At 43.4% G+C, this 16926-nt stretch carries 14 protein-coding genes; 8 read left to right on the top strand and 6 right to left on the bottom strand.

The window, feature by feature from the left end; genetic code table 11:
- Positions 1-77: 77 nt before the first annotated feature.
- Positions 78-1310 (bottom strand): diaminopimelate decarboxylase, encoded by a 1233-nt coding sequence (gene lysA / locus IE164_RS05650; RefSeq protein ID WP_189629197.1) that lies wholly within the window; start codon positions 1308-1310, stop codon positions 78-80.
- 93 nt (positions 1311-1403) lie between these two features.
- Complete coding sequence (locus IE164_RS05645; RefSeq protein WP_189629196.1) at positions 1404-2408, bottom strand: T9SS type A sorting domain-containing protein; 1005 nt, start codon at positions 2406-2408, stop codon at positions 1404-1406.
- Between the two features lie 126 nt (positions 2409-2534).
- On the opposite strand from IE164_RS05645, the gene IE164_RS05640 reads away from it, so the two are divergent.
- From IE164_RS05640 to IE164_RS05630, 3 genes are all read left to right on the top strand, one after another.
- The gene (locus IE164_RS05640) at positions 2535-4124 is read left to right on the top strand and encodes a sensor histidine kinase (RefSeq protein ID WP_189629195.1); all 1590 of its coding nucleotides are present in this window, start codon (positions 2535-2537) and stop codon (positions 4122-4124) included.
- Complete coding sequence (locus tag IE164_RS05635) at positions 4117-4824, top strand: response regulator transcription factor (RefSeq protein WP_189629194.1); 708 nt, start codon at positions 4117-4119, stop codon at positions 4822-4824. The genes IE164_RS05640 and IE164_RS05635 overlap by 8 nt, the downstream gene beginning before the upstream one ends.
- 138 nt (positions 4825-4962) lie before the next feature.
- A complete protein-coding gene (locus tag IE164_RS05630; RefSeq protein WP_189629193.1) occupies positions 4963-5685 on the top strand; it encodes a 1-(5-phosphoribosyl)-5-[(5-phosphoribosylamino)methylideneamino]imidazole-4-carboxamide isomerase in 723 nt (240 codons plus the stop codon).
- 22 nt (positions 5686-5707) lie between these two features.
- Here IE164_RS05630 and IE164_RS05625 read toward each other — a convergent pair whose 3' ends face one another.
- Complete coding sequence (locus tag IE164_RS05625) at positions 5708-8086, bottom strand: TonB-dependent receptor (RefSeq protein ID WP_189629192.1); 2379 nt, start codon at positions 8084-8086, stop codon at positions 5708-5710.
- A gap of 82 nt (positions 8087-8168) precedes the next feature.
- Complete coding sequence (locus IE164_RS05620) at positions 8169-8531, bottom strand: hypothetical protein (protein WP_189629191.1); 363 nt, start codon at positions 8529-8531, stop codon at positions 8169-8171.
- 115 nt (positions 8532-8646) lie between these two features.
- Between IE164_RS05620 and IE164_RS05615 the strand changes: the two genes are divergently transcribed.
- Together IE164_RS05615 and IE164_RS05610 are read left to right on the top strand one after the other, a co-directional pair.
- Positions 8647-8985 carry a tRNA-binding protein gene (locus tag IE164_RS05615; RefSeq protein WP_189629190.1) on the top strand — a complete coding sequence of 113 codons (339 nt, stop codon included), beginning with the start codon at positions 8647-8649 and terminating at the stop codon, positions 8983-8985.
- 11 nt (positions 8986-8996) lie between these two features.
- On the top strand, positions 8997-11423 hold the full coding sequence (locus IE164_RS05610) for a bifunctional UDP-N-acetylmuramoyl-tripeptide:D-alanyl-D-alanine ligase/alanine racemase (protein WP_189629189.1): 2427 nt from the start codon (positions 8997-8999) through the stop codon (positions 11421-11423).
- Here IE164_RS05610 and IE164_RS05605 read toward each other — a convergent pair whose 3' ends face one another.
- Positions 11424-11579, bottom strand: a complete 156-nt coding sequence (locus IE164_RS05605) for a hypothetical protein (protein WP_189629301.1) — start codon at positions 11577-11579, stop codon at positions 11424-11426.
- 42 nt (positions 11580-11621) lie between these two features.
- Here IE164_RS05605 and IE164_RS05600 point away from each other — a divergent pair, with 42 nt between their 5' ends.
- From IE164_RS05600 to feoB, 3 genes are all read left to right on the top strand, one after another.
- Positions 11622-12947, top strand: a complete 1326-nt coding sequence (locus IE164_RS05600) for an HTTM domain-containing protein (protein WP_189629188.1) — start codon at positions 11622-11624, stop codon at positions 12945-12947.
- 70 nt (positions 12948-13017) lie between these two features.
- On the top strand, positions 13018-13239 hold the full coding sequence (locus IE164_RS05595) for a FeoA family protein (RefSeq protein WP_229838535.1): 222 nt from the start codon (positions 13018-13020) through the stop codon (positions 13237-13239).
- Positions 13240-13244: 5 nt separating this feature from the next.
- Positions 13245-15356 carry a ferrous iron transport protein B gene (gene feoB, locus IE164_RS05590; protein ID WP_189629187.1) on the top strand — a complete coding sequence of 704 codons (2112 nt, stop codon included), beginning with the start codon at positions 13245-13247 and terminating at the stop codon, positions 15354-15356.
- A gap of 91 nt (positions 15357-15447) precedes the next feature.
- Here the strand turns inward: feoB and IE164_RS05585 are convergent, their stop codons facing one another.
- On the bottom strand, positions 15448-16920 hold the full coding sequence (locus tag IE164_RS05585) for a carboxypeptidase-like regulatory domain-containing protein (RefSeq protein ID WP_189629186.1): 1473 nt from the start codon (positions 16918-16920) through the stop codon (positions 15448-15450).
- Positions 16921-16926: the final 6 nt, after the last annotated feature.

Raw genomic sequence — 16926 nt, 5'->3', positions numbered from 1 at the left:
TTTCGCAATTTTCACGTTGCAAAACGGGTAATTAATTGGCTTAGCAAGTCGAAAAACCGACTTCTGAAGCCCTGAAATTAGATATCTATCTCTACCTGATTTCGCAGAATATCATCGAAGGTTTCTCTTTGCCTAATCAGGTGGGCCTTGCCGTTATACACCAATACTTCGGCCGGTCTCAGGCGTGAATTATAGTTAGAAGCCATGCTAAAGCCATAGGCTCCGGCATTCTTAAAGGCCAGAATATCTCCTTCTTTTACTTCACTCAATTTTCTGTCTAAACCAAAAGTATCGGTCTCGCAAATGTAGCCAACCACAGTGTATACACGTTTTGTGCCAGAGGTGTTCGAAATGTTTACAATCTCATGGTAGGCATCGTACATCATGGGGCGGATGAGGTGGTTTAATCCTGAATCTACGCCCGCAAAAACTGTGGCGGGAGTTGTTTTAACCACATTGGTCCGCACCAGAAAAACACCGGCCTCGCTTACCAGAAATTTACCGGGCTCAAACCACATTTCGAGTTTTTTACCATAGGTCTCGCAAAACTGCACAAAAGCCGAAGACAGCTTTGCCCCCACTTCCTCTATGTCGGTTGTAATATCTCCTTCTTTGTAGGCTACTTTAAAACCGCTACCAAAGTCTATAAACCGAAGGGCATCGAAGTTTTTGGCCGCATCGAAAAGAATTTCGGCTCCTCTTAGAAACACCTCCGCGTCTAAAATATCGGAACCTGTATGCATGTGCAGCCCTACCACATCGATGTTGTAGGTAGAAACCACCTTGAGAATGTGAGCTATTTGGTAGATAGATATACCGAATTTGGAATCGGCATGTCCCGTACTGATTTTCTTGTTGCCTCCGGCCATTATATGAGGATTGAGGCGAATGCAAACGGGAACCGTATTATGGTACTTGTTTCCGAATTGCTCAAGAAGCGAGATATTGTCGAGGTTTATCATCACCCCCAGTTCTACCGCTTGCTGGATCTCTTCAAACGAAACACAGTTTGGGGTATATAATATTTGCTCAGGGCTAAAACCTGCCTTTAAACCCAATTTTACTTCTTGAACCGATACACAGTCTAACTCAGAACCATAACTCTTCAATAGCTTAAGTATGGAAATATTAGTAAGCGATTTACAGGCATATTTAATTCGGAGGTCTACCTGAGGAAAAGCTCCGGAAAGACGATCGAACTGCGATTTTATCTTGGCCGCATCATACACATATACGGGTGTGCCAAACTCTTCAGCAAGAGACTCTAAGTCAATCCCTTGAATATTGTATCGGCCATTCACTAATTCCATAATTTTCTAATTGAGCGCCAAATATAGAGCCATAAAATAAAAAGAGGAAGCTTGACCGGCTTCCTCTTCGAAATACTCAACTAAAACTAAAATTTACTCGATTACCACTCGCTTGGTAAGCGCTTTGTCGTTTTGAATCAATTTCATAACGTAAATGCCTTTGCCTTCGTGCGTTAGGTCTACGTTGAATTTATATTCTCCGGCCTGCGGACGGCCGACTCTGTTAAAGACTTCATTGCCATTGTCATCTACAATTATCACCTGAATGGGGGAATCGGCTTTCGTTTTTAGTTCAACATCGAAGCGGCCATCGCTTGGATTGGGGTAGAAACTAATGTCCCTCAACTCCAGTGCTTCCATGTTTTCGGTTCCTACCACTTTTTTATCTTCTTCACTAGCCGACTTCACCATTACTTTGGCTCGTGTAATTACTCTTACGTCATCATCGTCATGGCTAAAGCCCCAAGCTCCAAAAGAATCGTCTTCCCAATCGCCAAAATCGAAATCGAAATGAAAGTTTTTAAACTTGTCTTTCATAACCTCTTTTAGCGAGTCCATATCGGTAATTTCCTTCCCGTTGAAGAAAAACCGGCCATTGTCATTTTTAAAACTAAAGCGCTGCACCAATGAGTCCATATTCATGAAGTCATCATCATCGAACCCAAAAGCAAAACCTCTGTGGCCGAACTGCTCCATCATTTCTCTCATTCGCTCTTCCATTTCTCTAAAAGGAGCCATGGAGAAATCATCATCGTTCCAAAAACCCTGAGCCGGCCCATTGTGGAAAAAGAATTGAGGTTTGCCCATGCTTCCGGTAAAGCCTAATGCATTTTTATTAATGCCGTATTTTTCCAAATCGGGGTCGTTTTGCATGGCCTCATAAGAATCGTATGTCTTTTCAAAAGTAGTTTCATCATCGCCCCTCTTTTGCACTACTTTCAGCTTGATTTTTCCCTCTTCGGTAGTAGATATTGAAACAGACTGGCTCTCTTTTATCTGTTCATTCTGAGCCTGCACTGCCTGATTGCAGCCCACAACCAGCAACAGGGCAAACATACCCAGCAGTAACTTTAAATGGTGGAAAATTGACCTTTTCATAGTTTCTTGTTTTGACTATGCTAAATTACTGGGCAGAGCTGCAAAACGTTGTTAAAGGCCGGTTAAACGATGTTAATAATTGTTAAGCAGCACTTTAGGCCTGTTATTTAGCCGTAATTTAGTCGCGTGACTCAGAGAAAGATTCGTTGGTTGATTGGTTTGTTGAGTGTAGCACTGCTCGGGCTCATAGGGTTCCAGTTTTACTGGATCAATGAGGTAAGCGCAGTGAATAAGGAGCGTTTTACCAAAGCGGTTAACGATGCGCTCAACGAAGTGACCTACAAACTGGCCATACAAAACGACTATAATTTTCTGCAGCGCGATGCCAATCGCATAATGCCTATTCAGCAAAACCGATTGGAAGCTCTGAGAGACACCCTTAACAGATTTGCCAACAACAACGCCTATGAGCGGGCTGGCAATGCCCAGGTTCAAAACATAGAAGAGGTGTTTAACAGCATGTTACAGGTTGAGGTAAACGAACAAGCGGGCGAAATTCTTTTTTCTTTCAATTTTAATGCTTTTGTAAACCAACCTCCCATGGGCTATGGCCCCATGCCTCCTACTGATAATGGCCAGCGTTTGCTCATGGAACGCCAAATGAACCAGCGCATGGACATGCTCAAACAGAGTTGGCTGGAACATCTAATGGGAAGCAACAATCTTTTTGAGCGTGTAAACCCTGCCGACCTGGACACTCTGCTGCGCAGGGAACTAACCAACCGTGGTATTGACCTGGAGTATAACTATGGCATTATAGACCGCGCCAAAGACGAGCTTAAGCTCTTGAATGCCAATGTTAAAGAAGATGCCGAAAGCATAAAATCTTCTCCTTTAAAGGCCAATCTGTTCCCCATGGATCTGGAGGTGAAAGACTATTTTCTGGCCATTGATTTTCCTAACGAACGCAACTACCTTTTAAAACAGGCCCTCTTGCCGCTTTCGGCCTCAGGCCTACTCATGTTTATTGTGGTAGGCTGTTTTGCCTATGCCATTATGGTAATACTGCGGCAAAAGAAGCTTTCGGATATCAAGAACGACTTCATTAATAATATGACCCATGAGTTTAAAACTCCTATTGCAACAGTGTCTTTGGCTACAGAAGCTTTGCAAGATGATGATATTAAAAGCAACAAGGCCATTATTGACCGTTATGTACAGGTAATCCGAGATGAGAATAAGCGCCTGGGAATGCAGGTTGAAAAGGTACTTCAAATTGCCAGCCTGGATAAAAAAGACTTTAGGCTCAAATTTGAGCTTTCAGATGTTCACGACATTATAGAAAAGGCCTTGGTGAACATTACCATATTGGTAGAAAAAAGGGGAGGTACCATAACCAGCCAATTACTCGCTTCCAATTCAGTGATTGAGGCGGACAGGGTGCACCTCACCAACATAATTTATAACCTGTTGGACAATGCCAATAAGTACTCGCCCGATGCTCCGGAAATTCACATTCGCACAGAAAGTATTTCTACAGGAGTGATCATTAAAATATCTGACAAAGGAATTGGCATGTCTAAGGAGGCCACTCAGAAAATATTCGACAAGTTTTATCGTGTATCTACAGGAAACGTTCACGATGTAAAGGGCTTTGGGTTAGGCCTTTCGTATGTCAAAAACATTGTAGATATGCACCAGGGTTCAGTAAGTGTAAAGAGTGAACCCGGAAAAGGAAGCACATTCAAAGTATTTTTACCGTTTGCTCATGGCTAGTTTTAAAATTTTGCTGGTTGAAGACGACCCCAATCTGGGGCAGATTCTCAACGAATATCTTACCCTAAAAGGGTACGAAACCAAACTTTGCAGAGATGGAGAAGAAGGTCTCTCAACGTTTAAAAAAGAGGCCTTCGATTTGTGCCTTTTCGATATTATGCTGCCCAAAAAAGATGGCTTTTCTATGGCTAAGGAAATACGGAAAAATGATTCGGTAACCCCTATTATTTTTCTCACGGCCAAATCAATGAAAGAAGATACAATCGAAGGGTTCAAAATTGGGGCCGATGATTACATTACCAAGCCTTTCAGCATGGAAGAATTGCTATTGCGAATTCAGGCAATTTTGAGAAGAACAGCAGAAAAGAACCCTCAAATTTCTGATCAGAAGGAGTTTCACTTTGGCTCATTTCACTTCGACTATGATAAGCAGCTGCTCATGCATGGAAATGACCAAACCAAACTTACCTCTAAAGAATCGGAGCTTCTAAGACTACTTTGCCTTCACTTAAACCAGCCGTTGGACCGAAGTACGGCACTAAAAATAATATGGCGAGACGACTCCTACTTTAATGCACGAAGCATGGACGTATATATTGCCAAATTGCGAAAGCACCTAAAGGCAGACCCTTCTGTACAGATCATGACACTGCACGGCTCTGGATTCAAACTCATTACCAATGCCCAATTAACCAACTGATTCATAGCATAAAGCTTGCAGGAAGCTGTATTTTTTACTAGTTTATTCAACCGGCTTTTAATAAATAATTAAAGTTGGGCTTCATTTTTCTGGTTAAAAAATTACTAGTTTTAGCCGCTTTTAAAGTGCTCAATAACCATGATTCAGATTATACCATCAATATCTATAATAAACGGAAAGCTTACCCGATTAAAGCAGGGCGATTATTCAAGAGAAACTGTGTATCAGGATAGCCCTGTAGATATTGCAAAACAATTTGAAGATTATGGCATCCAGAAAATTCATATTGTAGACCTTGATGGCGCACGCCAGGGCTCTCCTATTAACTACCACATACTGCAAATGATTGCGGGCTATACCGACCTGAAGGTAGATTTCAGTGGGGGTATAAGAACTGACGGTGACATTTCGAAAGCCTACGAACACGGAGCTACCTCAGTAACCGCCTCTTCAGTAGCTATAAACAAGCGAGAGTTGTTTTCTTCATGGCTTATGTCTTATGGCCGCGAGAAAATTACACTTGGAGCCGATGCCAAAGATGGTAAAATAACCATCAGAGGCTGGCAAACAGCAACCAATACCGATGTAGAAGAGCATATAGACTACTTCTACATGAGGGGTATTAAATACGTGAAGTGTTCTGACGTGAACAAAGACGGTATTGAAGAGGGCCCTAACTTTGACCTTTACAAACATCTGGTTAAAACCTTCCCCAACGTACACCTCTTAGCCAGTGGCGGGGTTCGCTCTGTAGATGACATCAAGAAACTGGAAGATATTGGAGTGAAAGGCGTTATTTTCGGAAGGGCATACTACGAGGGTAACCTGACGCTCAAAGACATTGAAAGCCTGCTGAAGTAGGCTTTTTCTTTCTGGTTCTAACTCAAAACTCGTAATTCAACCGCAGGGTAATGTTGCGCCCCATCTCAGCCGAATAGTACCTGAACCGGTTCAAATAATCTCTATATTCCACATTAAAAAGATTGGTAACCGCCAGGTTGACGCGAAGTGCTGAATTTCTAAGCCTTTTTTCCAAACCTGCCTCCAGGTTTACGAGGGCATACGCTCCGGGTACATCCAGAATATCGAAAACCGATTGATCTGACGCAAACAAGTCCGAATCGCTTTCATTAGCCTCCAAAATTTCAGCAATTGAAACCACTCGGGGTGCATTTCTCTGTCTATCTGTAAAGGCCAGTTCAAAGCCTATATGAGAAGACTCAAAGCCCTTTAAATTAAGAGCGTACTCCAAAGCAGTTGATACGGAATTGGCCGGAATATTTATAAGTGGCGATCGCAGGCGCTGGTCTTGAGCATAAATAACGGAGAGTTTGCTTTTGTTCTCCAGCCGGTCACTAATTTTATAGCTAACATCTGCATCTATTCCGGTAAGAAGCGCATCGGTTTGCCTGTATCGAAACACAGGGAAAGCACCACGTATGGTCAGAGCCACATCTTCTGGCCTTAGATAAATATAGTCTGTAATCAGGTTGATATATCCTGAAAAATTAAAAGCGAGCTTCTCCGTATTCTTTTCCAGACTGGTTATCCATTTTACTGATTTTTCACTCTCAAGCTCGGGATTCCCTTCTTCTACAGCCGCTGCACCATGATGAAGCCCCTCGCTATATAGTTCGTTGACATGAGGTGCTCTCCAGGCTGTGCCAATGTTGGTTCTTAGCTGAAGATTATTGGAAAGGAAAAACAGTGCTCCCACCGAGCCTGTGAGGTTGCTAAAATCGAACTCCGGCTTTAACAGATTGTTGTTTCGATCGAACCGTTTGATGAGGTAATGTCTAAAGTCATACCTTGCCCCGGCTTCTAATTCGTAGTTGGTTTGAATGAACCGCGAGATTACATGTGCTCCGGCAGTCCAGTTTTCAAAATCCGGAATAAGTGGTCTAATCCCTGTTTCAGGATCATTTTCATTGTTCTGATACATAAAACTTGCTCCCACATCCCATTTCCAGCTTCCCTGAGGCAACATATCAAAGTCCAGGTCGATGGTATGCGTATATAAATCGAGTGCAAGGGCAGGAATTGTAGAACGCCCTGCCCTACGAATATCGAACTCCTCTCTTCTATTAATTTGTAACCCATATTGAGCTGATAGCTCACCAATATTCTCGAGGGTCATATGCCCATTGGCCTTAAGCAACTGATGATTTACGGCCTGATAAGGATTATTTATCGTATAACTGAAATCCTCCACAAAAAGAGGCCTATCTCGTCCTATGGCCCGCTCAAGATCGGTGAGATTGCCAATGTGAGCACTCCTCAAAATGCCAATTTCAGCATCGAAACTGCTATAGAATAGCTCTGCCCCCAAAGCATCGGTATGATACCCTGCACCAAGCGAAAAATTTCTTTCAAGGGTTCCCGTATTAGTAAGTCTGTATTGAGGTGCGCTGGCATCGCCAGCCCGTTTGTAAGTGCCCTGAAAACGCCACCCAAAACCTCTGAGCCCTTTCAGCCCTCCTTCAACAAGCATAGAGCCAGCATACATTCCGTTATTGCTCGCACCAACCATACTTGCCTTTCCTGACAATCCTTCGCTTCGGGGCAGCTCGGCCGGATTAACAAGAATAACTCCTCCAATGGCATCGGAACCATATTTAACAGCCGCTGCTCCTTTTATCAACCTCAGGTTATTTGCCACAAACGGGTCGATTTCAGGAGCGTGTTCCTGCCCCCACTGCTGTCCCTCCTGGCGGATACCGTTGTTAAGAATTAGTATTCGGTTGCTGTGTAACCCATGAATTACCGGCTTGGCAATGGTGGGACCCGATTGCAACATATTCACTCCTGATAGGCCTGAAAGGCTTTTACCCAACGACTCTCCTCCTAATTTCTCAAGAGCCTTCGCGTTTACTTCCGCCCGGGCAATTGTAGCTACCTCTTCAACCCCCTCTTCTATCACCAGTACCTCTTCTAGTTCATGTACATTCTCCTGAAGCAATACTTCAACGGTATTACCTCCCGAACTTAGGGTCAATGTATCGGAGTAAGTCTGGAAACCAACGAATCGTACAGTAAGAATAACCTCTGAAGAACACAGGCCTGAAAAATTAAAGCTACCGTTGCTTGTAGATACTTGCGAGAGTTCTGTGTTGCCTTTGAGTATGACCGTAGCAAACGGTATAGTTTCATCGGTTATAGCGGCCTTTACTTTTCCCTTGAGTGAATAGGAGCAGTTCTCCTGAGCCATAAGGGCCAATGCAGATAAAAAGAAGATCAGACTATAAAGCGACCGCTGAATCATGCGGCAAAGGTATACAGCATTGCAACACTATTGCAAAAACAAAGAAAGTAATTACTTGAATGGTTGGTAAAAGAAAAGAAGTCTAGTTATCGACCTGTTTGAACTTATAGATCAGGTAGTAGATGATGTTAAAGGAAACCTCTTGTTTATTTTCCTTTGGTTTTACCTGTCCCTCAGGAGTTGTTTTATCGCCAGTATTCACTTTATTCACGGGCTGGGGTTTCGTCTTTCTCAATTCGTTGGAAGGAATATTGAAAGGTGTAGTGACTGGCTCAGATACAGATTCTTGTTCTCCCCGTTCCATAGTGCTTAAAGAATCTACGGGAGACACTTGTACATTTTCGGTTTTATCTACTGAACCTCCCTCTTCCTGAGCCAAAGCAGCCTGGTTGAGGAAAGCAATTCCTAGTAAACAGAGAGTAAAAACTGATATCTTTTGAGCCATACTTTAAATACTGGACGCCTAAATTAATCAAAAATTGTAACTAGCTTAACGTTAGGCAAATAATTTTGTTTATCGAATTACACCAATTGTCAAACCTTTTTTGTTTGTAAGTCATATGAACCTTATTGAATGGCACGATTTTGAGAAAGTGGAAATACGTGTAGGTACTGTTATTTCGGCCGAAATAAACGATTCGGCTCGTAAAAAGGCCTATAAGCTGGTCGTAGATTTTGGAGAAGAAATCGGTCATAAAAAGACGAGCGCACAGATTACGGAACGATACACTCCAGAAGAATTAATTGGTCGACAAGTGCTGGCGGTGGTTAACTTTCCTCCCAAGCAAATTGGAAAAATGATCTCTGAAGTTTTAGTTACCGGCTTTCCTGACTCGGATGGAAATGTAGTACTTTGTGCTCCTGACGTACCTGTTCCGAACGGGGCAAAACTCTTTTAAACCTGTAGCCATTGGAAATAGATCAACTGGTAGCAATCACTGGTGGCACGTTGTTGTCTAAAACCACAACCCCCACTTTCGAAACCATTTGTTTTGACAGTCGGCAGGCCACTTTTAGAGAGACCGAGCTATTTGTAGCCTTAAGAGGGCAGCATACCAACGGACATCAGTTTATTTCGGGTCTGGCAGCACAAGGCACCCGGCACTTTCTGGTCGATGAAGAAGTGGAACTGCCAGATCATGCCAATGTGGTACGGGTTGAATCTTGTCTCCGAGCCCTTCAACAACTCGCCATTTACCAAAGAAGTGCCTTTAAGCAAACGGTAATTGGTATAACAGGCAGCAACGGCAAAACCATTGTCAAAGAATGGCTTACCGCCATATTGGCACCAACCCAATATACACTGTCCAATCCTAAAAGTTATAACTCTCAGTTGGGCGTAGCACTCTCCGTGTGGCCACTCTCCAATCGGTTTGACCTGGGCATTTTTGAAGCAGGTATTTCTAAACCCGGAGAAATGGATAGTCTGGAACTCATGATTGCTCCTACCCTCGGTATTTTCACCAATATTGGACCTGCTCATGAGGAGAATTTCAATTCTATAGGAGAAAAAATTCGTGAAAAGCTCAAACTCTTTAAAAGGAGTAATGTATTGATCTACGAGGCTGATCAGCAAGAACTTGCTGCAGTAATCGACAAAGTGTTTGCCGGGCATAAACTGGCGTGGTCCAGAAAAGGTCGGGCCGAGATTGAAGTAAGCCATAGTCCGGGTCAATTGTCAGTTCAATGGAATGGACAGCGGCTAACCTTTAGCACGTCCATTACAGATGAAGCCTCCATGCAAAACCTTACACACTGTATAATTGCTGCGCTCTATTGCCAAACCCCCTTGCATAAAATTCAGGAAGGGCTTAACAAGATAAAGCCCGTGAAAATGCGTCTGGAACTAAAACGCGGTGTAAGGGGCAATCAGATTATTGACGACACCTATAACAACGATCTGGCAGGCTTGGGTAAAGCCTTAAGCTTTATGGAGCAGCAACACATGTTCCACAAAAAGGCACTAATTCTTTCAGACTTCATACAGTCCAACATTGGGAAGGCCGACCTGGAAAGTCTCAATGAGCTTCTAATGGCCAAGGGAATTGAAAAACTGTTTGCCGTTGGCCCTCAGCTAAAGGAGGCACATAAAGCCTTTCATATGGAAGCAAGGTTTTACAACAACACTGAAGCACTTCTGGAGTCGGACGACCTGGAAGACCTGAAAGATCATCTCATCTTGATCAAGGGGGCTCGTCAGTTTGCATTAGAAAGAGTATCTCGAGTGCTCACAGAGAAAGTGCACCACACAGTTCTCGAAATCAATCTGGATGCCATTCGGCACAATCTTAACTTTTACCGTTCGCTACTAAAGCCTCGCACCAAAATCATGGCAGTAATTAAGGCATTTGCCTATGGGTCGGGCAGCAGTGAAGTGGCGCGTCTTCTGGAATACAATAAGGTAGACTACCTGGCGGTGGCTTATGCCGATGAGGGTATAGCTTTGCGCAAAGACGGCATCAAAAGTCCTATAATGGTAATGAATCCCAATGTGGACGATGCCTTCAATATGATAAGGTATAAGCTGGAACCTGAAATATATTCATTGTCCCTGCTTCGTGAGTTTCATGAGGCCTACAATGCTTTTCAAAAAGAACTAGAAGTTCACCTCATTCTAAACACCGGAATGAATCGCCTGGGCTTTAACCAAACCGACCTGGAAAGTCTGAAAGAATATCTGCGCTATAATCCGGGCATTCGGGTAAACAGCATATTCTCTCATTTGGCCGCCTCCGATGAAGATGAGCACAACCATTTTACCCTAACACAGATTGAAAGTTTCAAGCAAATGGCCTCTGAGCTGTCAGCGCTTTTGAACTACAAACCGCTTTGGCATATTCTCAACTCAGGGGGTATTACACGTTTTCCTGAGCATCAGCTCGATATGGTTCGACTTGGCATTGGATTACACGGGGTGGAGGTTAATCATAAATACCAAAACCACCTGCAACGCCCTGCAGTATTAAAAACTATAATCTCACAAATAAGAAAGGTGAAAGCCGGTGAAACCATAGGCTATGGCAGGCAAGGCAAAGCTGAAAAAGACATGGTTGTTGCAGTAATTGCCATAGGTTATGCTGATGGCTATTTGAGAGCCTTCAGCCAGGGCAAGGCTTTTGTTTGCATTAAGGGACAACCAGCCCCCACTATAGGCAATGTATGCATGGACATGACCATGATTGACGTGACGGCCATAGAAGCTAAAGAAGGAGACGAGGTGATTGTGTTTGGAAACGAACCTACCGTGAGCCAACTAGCCGAATGGGCACACACCATCCCTTACGAAATACTGACCAACGTGAGTAGCCGTGTAAAGCGTGTGTTCTATTCGGAATAACTAGCCCCCGCAGCCTATATTCTTTTTCAGATCCCTATCCTTAGGCAACCCACCAAAATCCAGAGAGTCATTATCGGCAGTATAGTGCTTTACCTTACTTTCCTTCTCTTTTTCTTTTAACTTTTTGCTCAAAGCCTTCATTTTACTTTTAGCCATACCACTTTAACCTTAACTTGACTTCAATAATTCAACTTAGCATTGAACTGGCTAAAATCACAATTTCAACCTGTAGATAATTCACCGCTTATTCTATTCAGAATTTGTTTTGGAGCGCTGGTCTTTTTGGAGTGCTTTGTAGCTACACTTACCGGATGGGTAAAGAGAGCCCTCATAGAGCCTGAATTTAATTTTACATTAATAGGCATGGAATGGCTGCAACCTCCTGACGGACCGTGGATGTACGTTTATTTTTATGCCATGTCCGTTTGTGGTCTGATGATTATGTTTGGCTACTACTATCGAATGGGGGTAGGACTCTTTACGATTCTTTGGACTTTGGTGTATTGGATGCAAAAATCGCATTACAACAACCACTATTACCTCCTTATACTCCTGAGCCTGTTCATGCTTATAGTGCCGGCTCATGCCTATGCTTCAAGAGATGCAAAACGGTGGAATTCGGTAGTATCTACCACATGCCCCAGGTGGTGCATTACCATTTTTATTGTTCAATTGTGGATAGTCTTCACTTTTGCAGCTGCTCATAAGCTGTATCCTGGTTGGCTCAACGCAGACTTCATAGCCATGAATTTTCTTGGCAAAAGAAACCGCTGGTTAATTGGCCCCTGGCTTCAAAAAGACTGGCTTCAGCAATTGGTAATTTATGGTGGTATTTTGTTCGATGCCTGTATTGTTTACTTGTTGCTCTGGAAAAAGACCCGAAAAGCAGCATTTGTACTAGCCATCGTTTTTAACTTATTCAACTCCTTAGTGTTCCACATTGGCATTTTTCCCTACCTCATGATCGCCCTCATGGTCTTCTTCTTTGAGCCGGAAACCATAAGACGCATCTTCTTTAAAAAGAAGCCTATTATCACCACAGAGAAAAGCCTTCCATCGCTCACTCCCAGTTGCATTGGCCTGGTGGCCCTTTTTGTAGTCTACTTTGCGCATCAAATTTACCTACCTGTTAGACACCATCTGTACAAAGGCGATGTGTTCTACACTGAAGAAGGGCATCGGCTTGCCTGGCGCATGATGCTCCGTTATAAATCAGGCTATACCAACTATACTGTATACTCTCCTCAGGCCGACTCGAGTTGGATAGTTAACCCTAAACAACACCTTACCGCCCAGCAGTCGGCCTCTTTGCCTGGGCATCCGGACATGATATGGCAGTTTGCACGCTACTTGCATAAAAAATACGAGAAGGAGGGTTTTGGCGATGTTGAAATAAGAGCCGAAGCTTTTGTGAGCCTAAACAAAGAACCGCTCGTTCAGCTTATTGATCCGGAGGTAGATCTGGCCAAAATGCCCTGGCAACCACTTAAACATTCCGAATGGATTTTAAGCCCTGACAAATAGTATTAAAGGTTTTGTTAAACCGTTTTTCGCAGCTAACTTGCCGCTCTTTATAATTAATCTAAATAAAGTCTTGAGAAACGTTACCCATTTAAAACTTCATGAAAAAGCCGTTATCAAAGGTTTTACTGATGAGGTACTATCGGTAAAGCTGATGGAAATGGGCTGTTTGCCGGGCACTGAAATCTCGTTGGAACTAACTGCCCCCTGGGGTGGTCCAATAGCCATTGGTGTGGCCGGGTATCAACTTTCACTAAGACGAACAGAGGCCTCAAGTATATTGATTGAAGGCTAGCAAACATGGCAGCTAAGAAAGACCTGAAAATAGCGCTTGTTGGAAATCCAAACTCTGGAAAAACTACCCTTTTCAATTTGCTGACTGGTCTCAAGCAAAAAACAGGAAACTTCCCGGGCGTTACAGTAGACAAAAAATCGGGCATGCTCAAACTGCCTGATGGCAGAATTGCCGAACTCACCGACCTTCCCGGCACTTACAGTATTTACCCGAAAACACTTGATGAACAGATTGTTCAGGAGGTTCTACTCGATCAGGATCATCCACAGCATCCGGATGTCATCATTGTTGTGGCCGATGCCTCTAACTTAAAAAGGAACCTACTGCTCTTTACCCAAATCAGGGATCTGAATATTCCGTGTGTGCTGGTGTTAAACATGATGGACCTTGCCGAAAGACGCAAGCTCAAGTTTGACCTCCGCTCATTGGCCATTGATTTAGGGGTGAAAATAGTGCCTACCAATTCAAGATCGGGAGTGGGCATAGAAACACTCAAGAACGTACTCGTTCAAGAACTAAAAACACCCAAAAAACCCTTTTATCCCGTTAAAGACCTAGCCGAGCAAACCATTGAGGAAATTAAAAGTGTTTTTAATCTCAATGAAGACTACAGAGCCTACCAGTATGCTCAGCAAAATGTACGACTGAGCTTTCTTACCGAGGCACAACGCGAAGAAATTGAGGAAATTAAGCGCAATAATGGCTTTTATGACGTACCCACACAGTCGCAAGAGGTTCTTGGTCGCTATGCCCTCATATCAGAAATTGTAGATAGAAATATTAAAACTGAGCAGGCCAATGAACTTAGCCTAACTCAGCGTATCGATAAGATAGTTACACACAAGGTATTCGGTTACGCAATTTTCGCTGCCATTCTACTGCTCATTTTTCAGGCCATTTTTGCCTGGGCAGAGTGGCCTATGGCTCTTATTGAAACCTCCATGGCCGACTTGTCTACATGGGTAAAAGAAGCCCTGCCGGCCGGAGTTATTAACGACCTCATTACGGATGGAATTATTGCCGGGCTTGCCGGAGTAGTTGTGTTCATCCCTCAAATAGCCCTGTTGTTCGGGTTTATTTCGCTCTTAGAAGAGTCGGGCTATATGTCTCGGGCTGTATTTCTAATGGATCGGATAATGAGAAGCTTTGGCCTTAACGGAAAAAGTGTTGTTCCGTTGGTCTCCGGCATGGCCTGTGCCATCCCGGCCATTATGGCCACACGAAACATTGAAAGCTGGAAAGATCGACTCATTACCATCTTTGTTACACCCTTTATGAGTTGTTCGGCCAGACTGCCGGTATACACATTACTCATAGCCCTTGTGGTACCGCAAAAAGATGTTCTCGGGTTCATAAATTTGCAAGGACTTGTGCTCACCTCTCTGTACCTGCTTGGCTTGCTAGCCGCCATACTTTCGGCATGGGTTATGAAATTCATTCTGAAATCTAGAGAGCGCAGTTACTTTATTATGGAACTGCCGGGCTATAAGCTCCCTAAATGGAAAAACGTAGGCCTTACGATTTATGAAAAATCTACCACCTTTGTTTTTGAGGCCGGAAAGGTAATTGTGGCCATCTCAATCATTCTGTGGGTGTTAGCATCGTACGGACCGGGAGAACGATTTAATAATGCAGAAGAGTTTGTGCTTCGTGAACTTCCTGAATCGGCTACGGAAGAGGAGTTCGAAAACGCCCTGAGTGCCTATAAGCTTGAGCACTCTTATGCCGGAAGGTTCGGAAAACTGATAGAGCCTGCCATAAAACCTCTTGGCTATGACTGGAAGATTGGCATAGCGCTTATCACTTCTTTTGCCGCCAGAGAAGTCTTTGTAGGTACCATTTCAACTATTTACAGTATTGGAGCCGATGAGGAAGACGAGCTCACTATAAAAGAAAAACTCGCCAAAGAGATTAATCCCAGAACCGGTGAAAAAATGTACACTCCGGCACTTGGCTTTAGCCTAATGGTATTTTATGCCTTCGCCATGCAGTGCATGAGTACGCTGGCCGTGGTGTATAGAGAAACGAAAGGGTGGAAATGGCCATTTATTCAAACCATATACATGAGTGCGGTAGCCTACCTGGCTGCACTGGCCACTTACAATATATTCAGCTAGTTGATATTTAGGCTCTGCAAAGTACCTCATTAATAAATCAATGCGTTGGTTATAATTAGTCAGGCATCAATTAATTAGTAGGCATTCGCCATTAATTGGGGCGGTAGTTGAGCGGAAGCCAGTCAGAAAATGCTCCCCATCGCCACCAACCACCAAAAGTAACATCCCTTGGCCTCAAAAACTGGCCGGGAAAGCCAATTGGAGTTTCATGATTATTGAAAAAGATAATGGACTTTTGAAAAAGCTCTACATCTTCCAGATCCATTCCAAACACCTGGTAACTGGTTAGGCTTTGTCCGTTCGAAAACTCAATAGAGGTGCGGGCTTTTTTGTCTGTGTACTTGTAGTTTCCGCTTTTACTGGAACTACGGTAGAGCTTTTTATACTCATCGTCTTCATATTCTCCGGTATAAGTCACTTCAATATCTTGCCGGGCCTTTAATGTGTATAGGTATTCTTTGTCTGTTTTTTCTACCTGAATAATCTCACTCACCGGAGCCGGATTAAGGGGGGTGGTATACTCTGAAGTGACAGAGTCGTAGTTTATGACGTTGATCTTAAAACCTTCCTGGTCGAGCTTTCCCGTAATTAGGGCATTGAGGAAATGCTGCACAGAACCCTTATAGGCTTTCTCCCGGGCTTCTTCCCAGTTGCGATATTGCCTGCGCGACTTAGGCTCCAGCTCCTTAAACTGAGCTTTGCCAATGTTCATCTTCAAACCATTTTCAAACCTGAACTCTTCGAGCAAATAACTAACCCTAAACCCAAGGGCCCTATTTTCGACAAAAAGCATGTCTTCGGCAGTCACTCGGTAGTTATCCAAACTGTCGAGTATTTCAAACTCCAAAACTTCGGGATTAACAATCACACAACTTTTGGCGTTTTCAGACTTTCCCAGAAACTCTTCTTCGAATCGTTTGAAGAGTCTGCGCGCCTCACGGGTCTTTCGCCTTCGCGCTTTGCCTATTACCTGTATACTTTCCAGAGCAATTGGGTCTATCTTCATTTCAATAATGAACCTGCGATCTTCAACCTCCTGCTTGTAATTAAAAGGAATAGATTTTGACTCATAGCCAACATAAGACACCACAAGGTTAAACCCGATATCAGGTATATTCTCAATCACAAAATTGCCATCTAAATCAGTAGCCACCCCGAGGGTACTGTTATCGATAAACACATTGGCAAAGGGCAATGGCTCCTGAGTTTCAACATCAACCACCTTTCCCTGAATTTTTCGTTCGCTATAAATGCGTTTGAGAATAATTATTGTGCCTTGTACTTCGCGGTAATACAAGTTCCCCTTTGAAAGCAAATCGTCTAACAAGAGCCTCAAAGAAACGTTCTCATACCTTTCTGTAATGCGGGTATCTCGCGGAATAATATTGCTGTTATAGGAAAAGCTGAGGCTTACCTCCCGGTTGAGTTGCCGCAGGGCATTGGGAAGTGACACATCATCGAACTCAATAGAAAGCTTGTGGTCAAGAACAGAATTCTGATTGTCTTGAGCAGTAATTTTAATAGCAACGAATAAAAGTAGGGAAACAATGATGTTTCGATGCATGTACCA

It is taken from the genome of Roseivirga thermotolerans, from assembly GCF_014653175.1.
In the GTDB taxonomy this organism is placed as follows: Bacteria; Bacteroidota; Bacteroidia; order Cytophagales; family Cyclobacteriaceae; genus Roseivirga; species Roseivirga thermotolerans.
The sequence above is the reverse complement of the archived record's forward strand: the minus strand, read 5'-3'. Positions and strand labels throughout refer to the sequence as shown.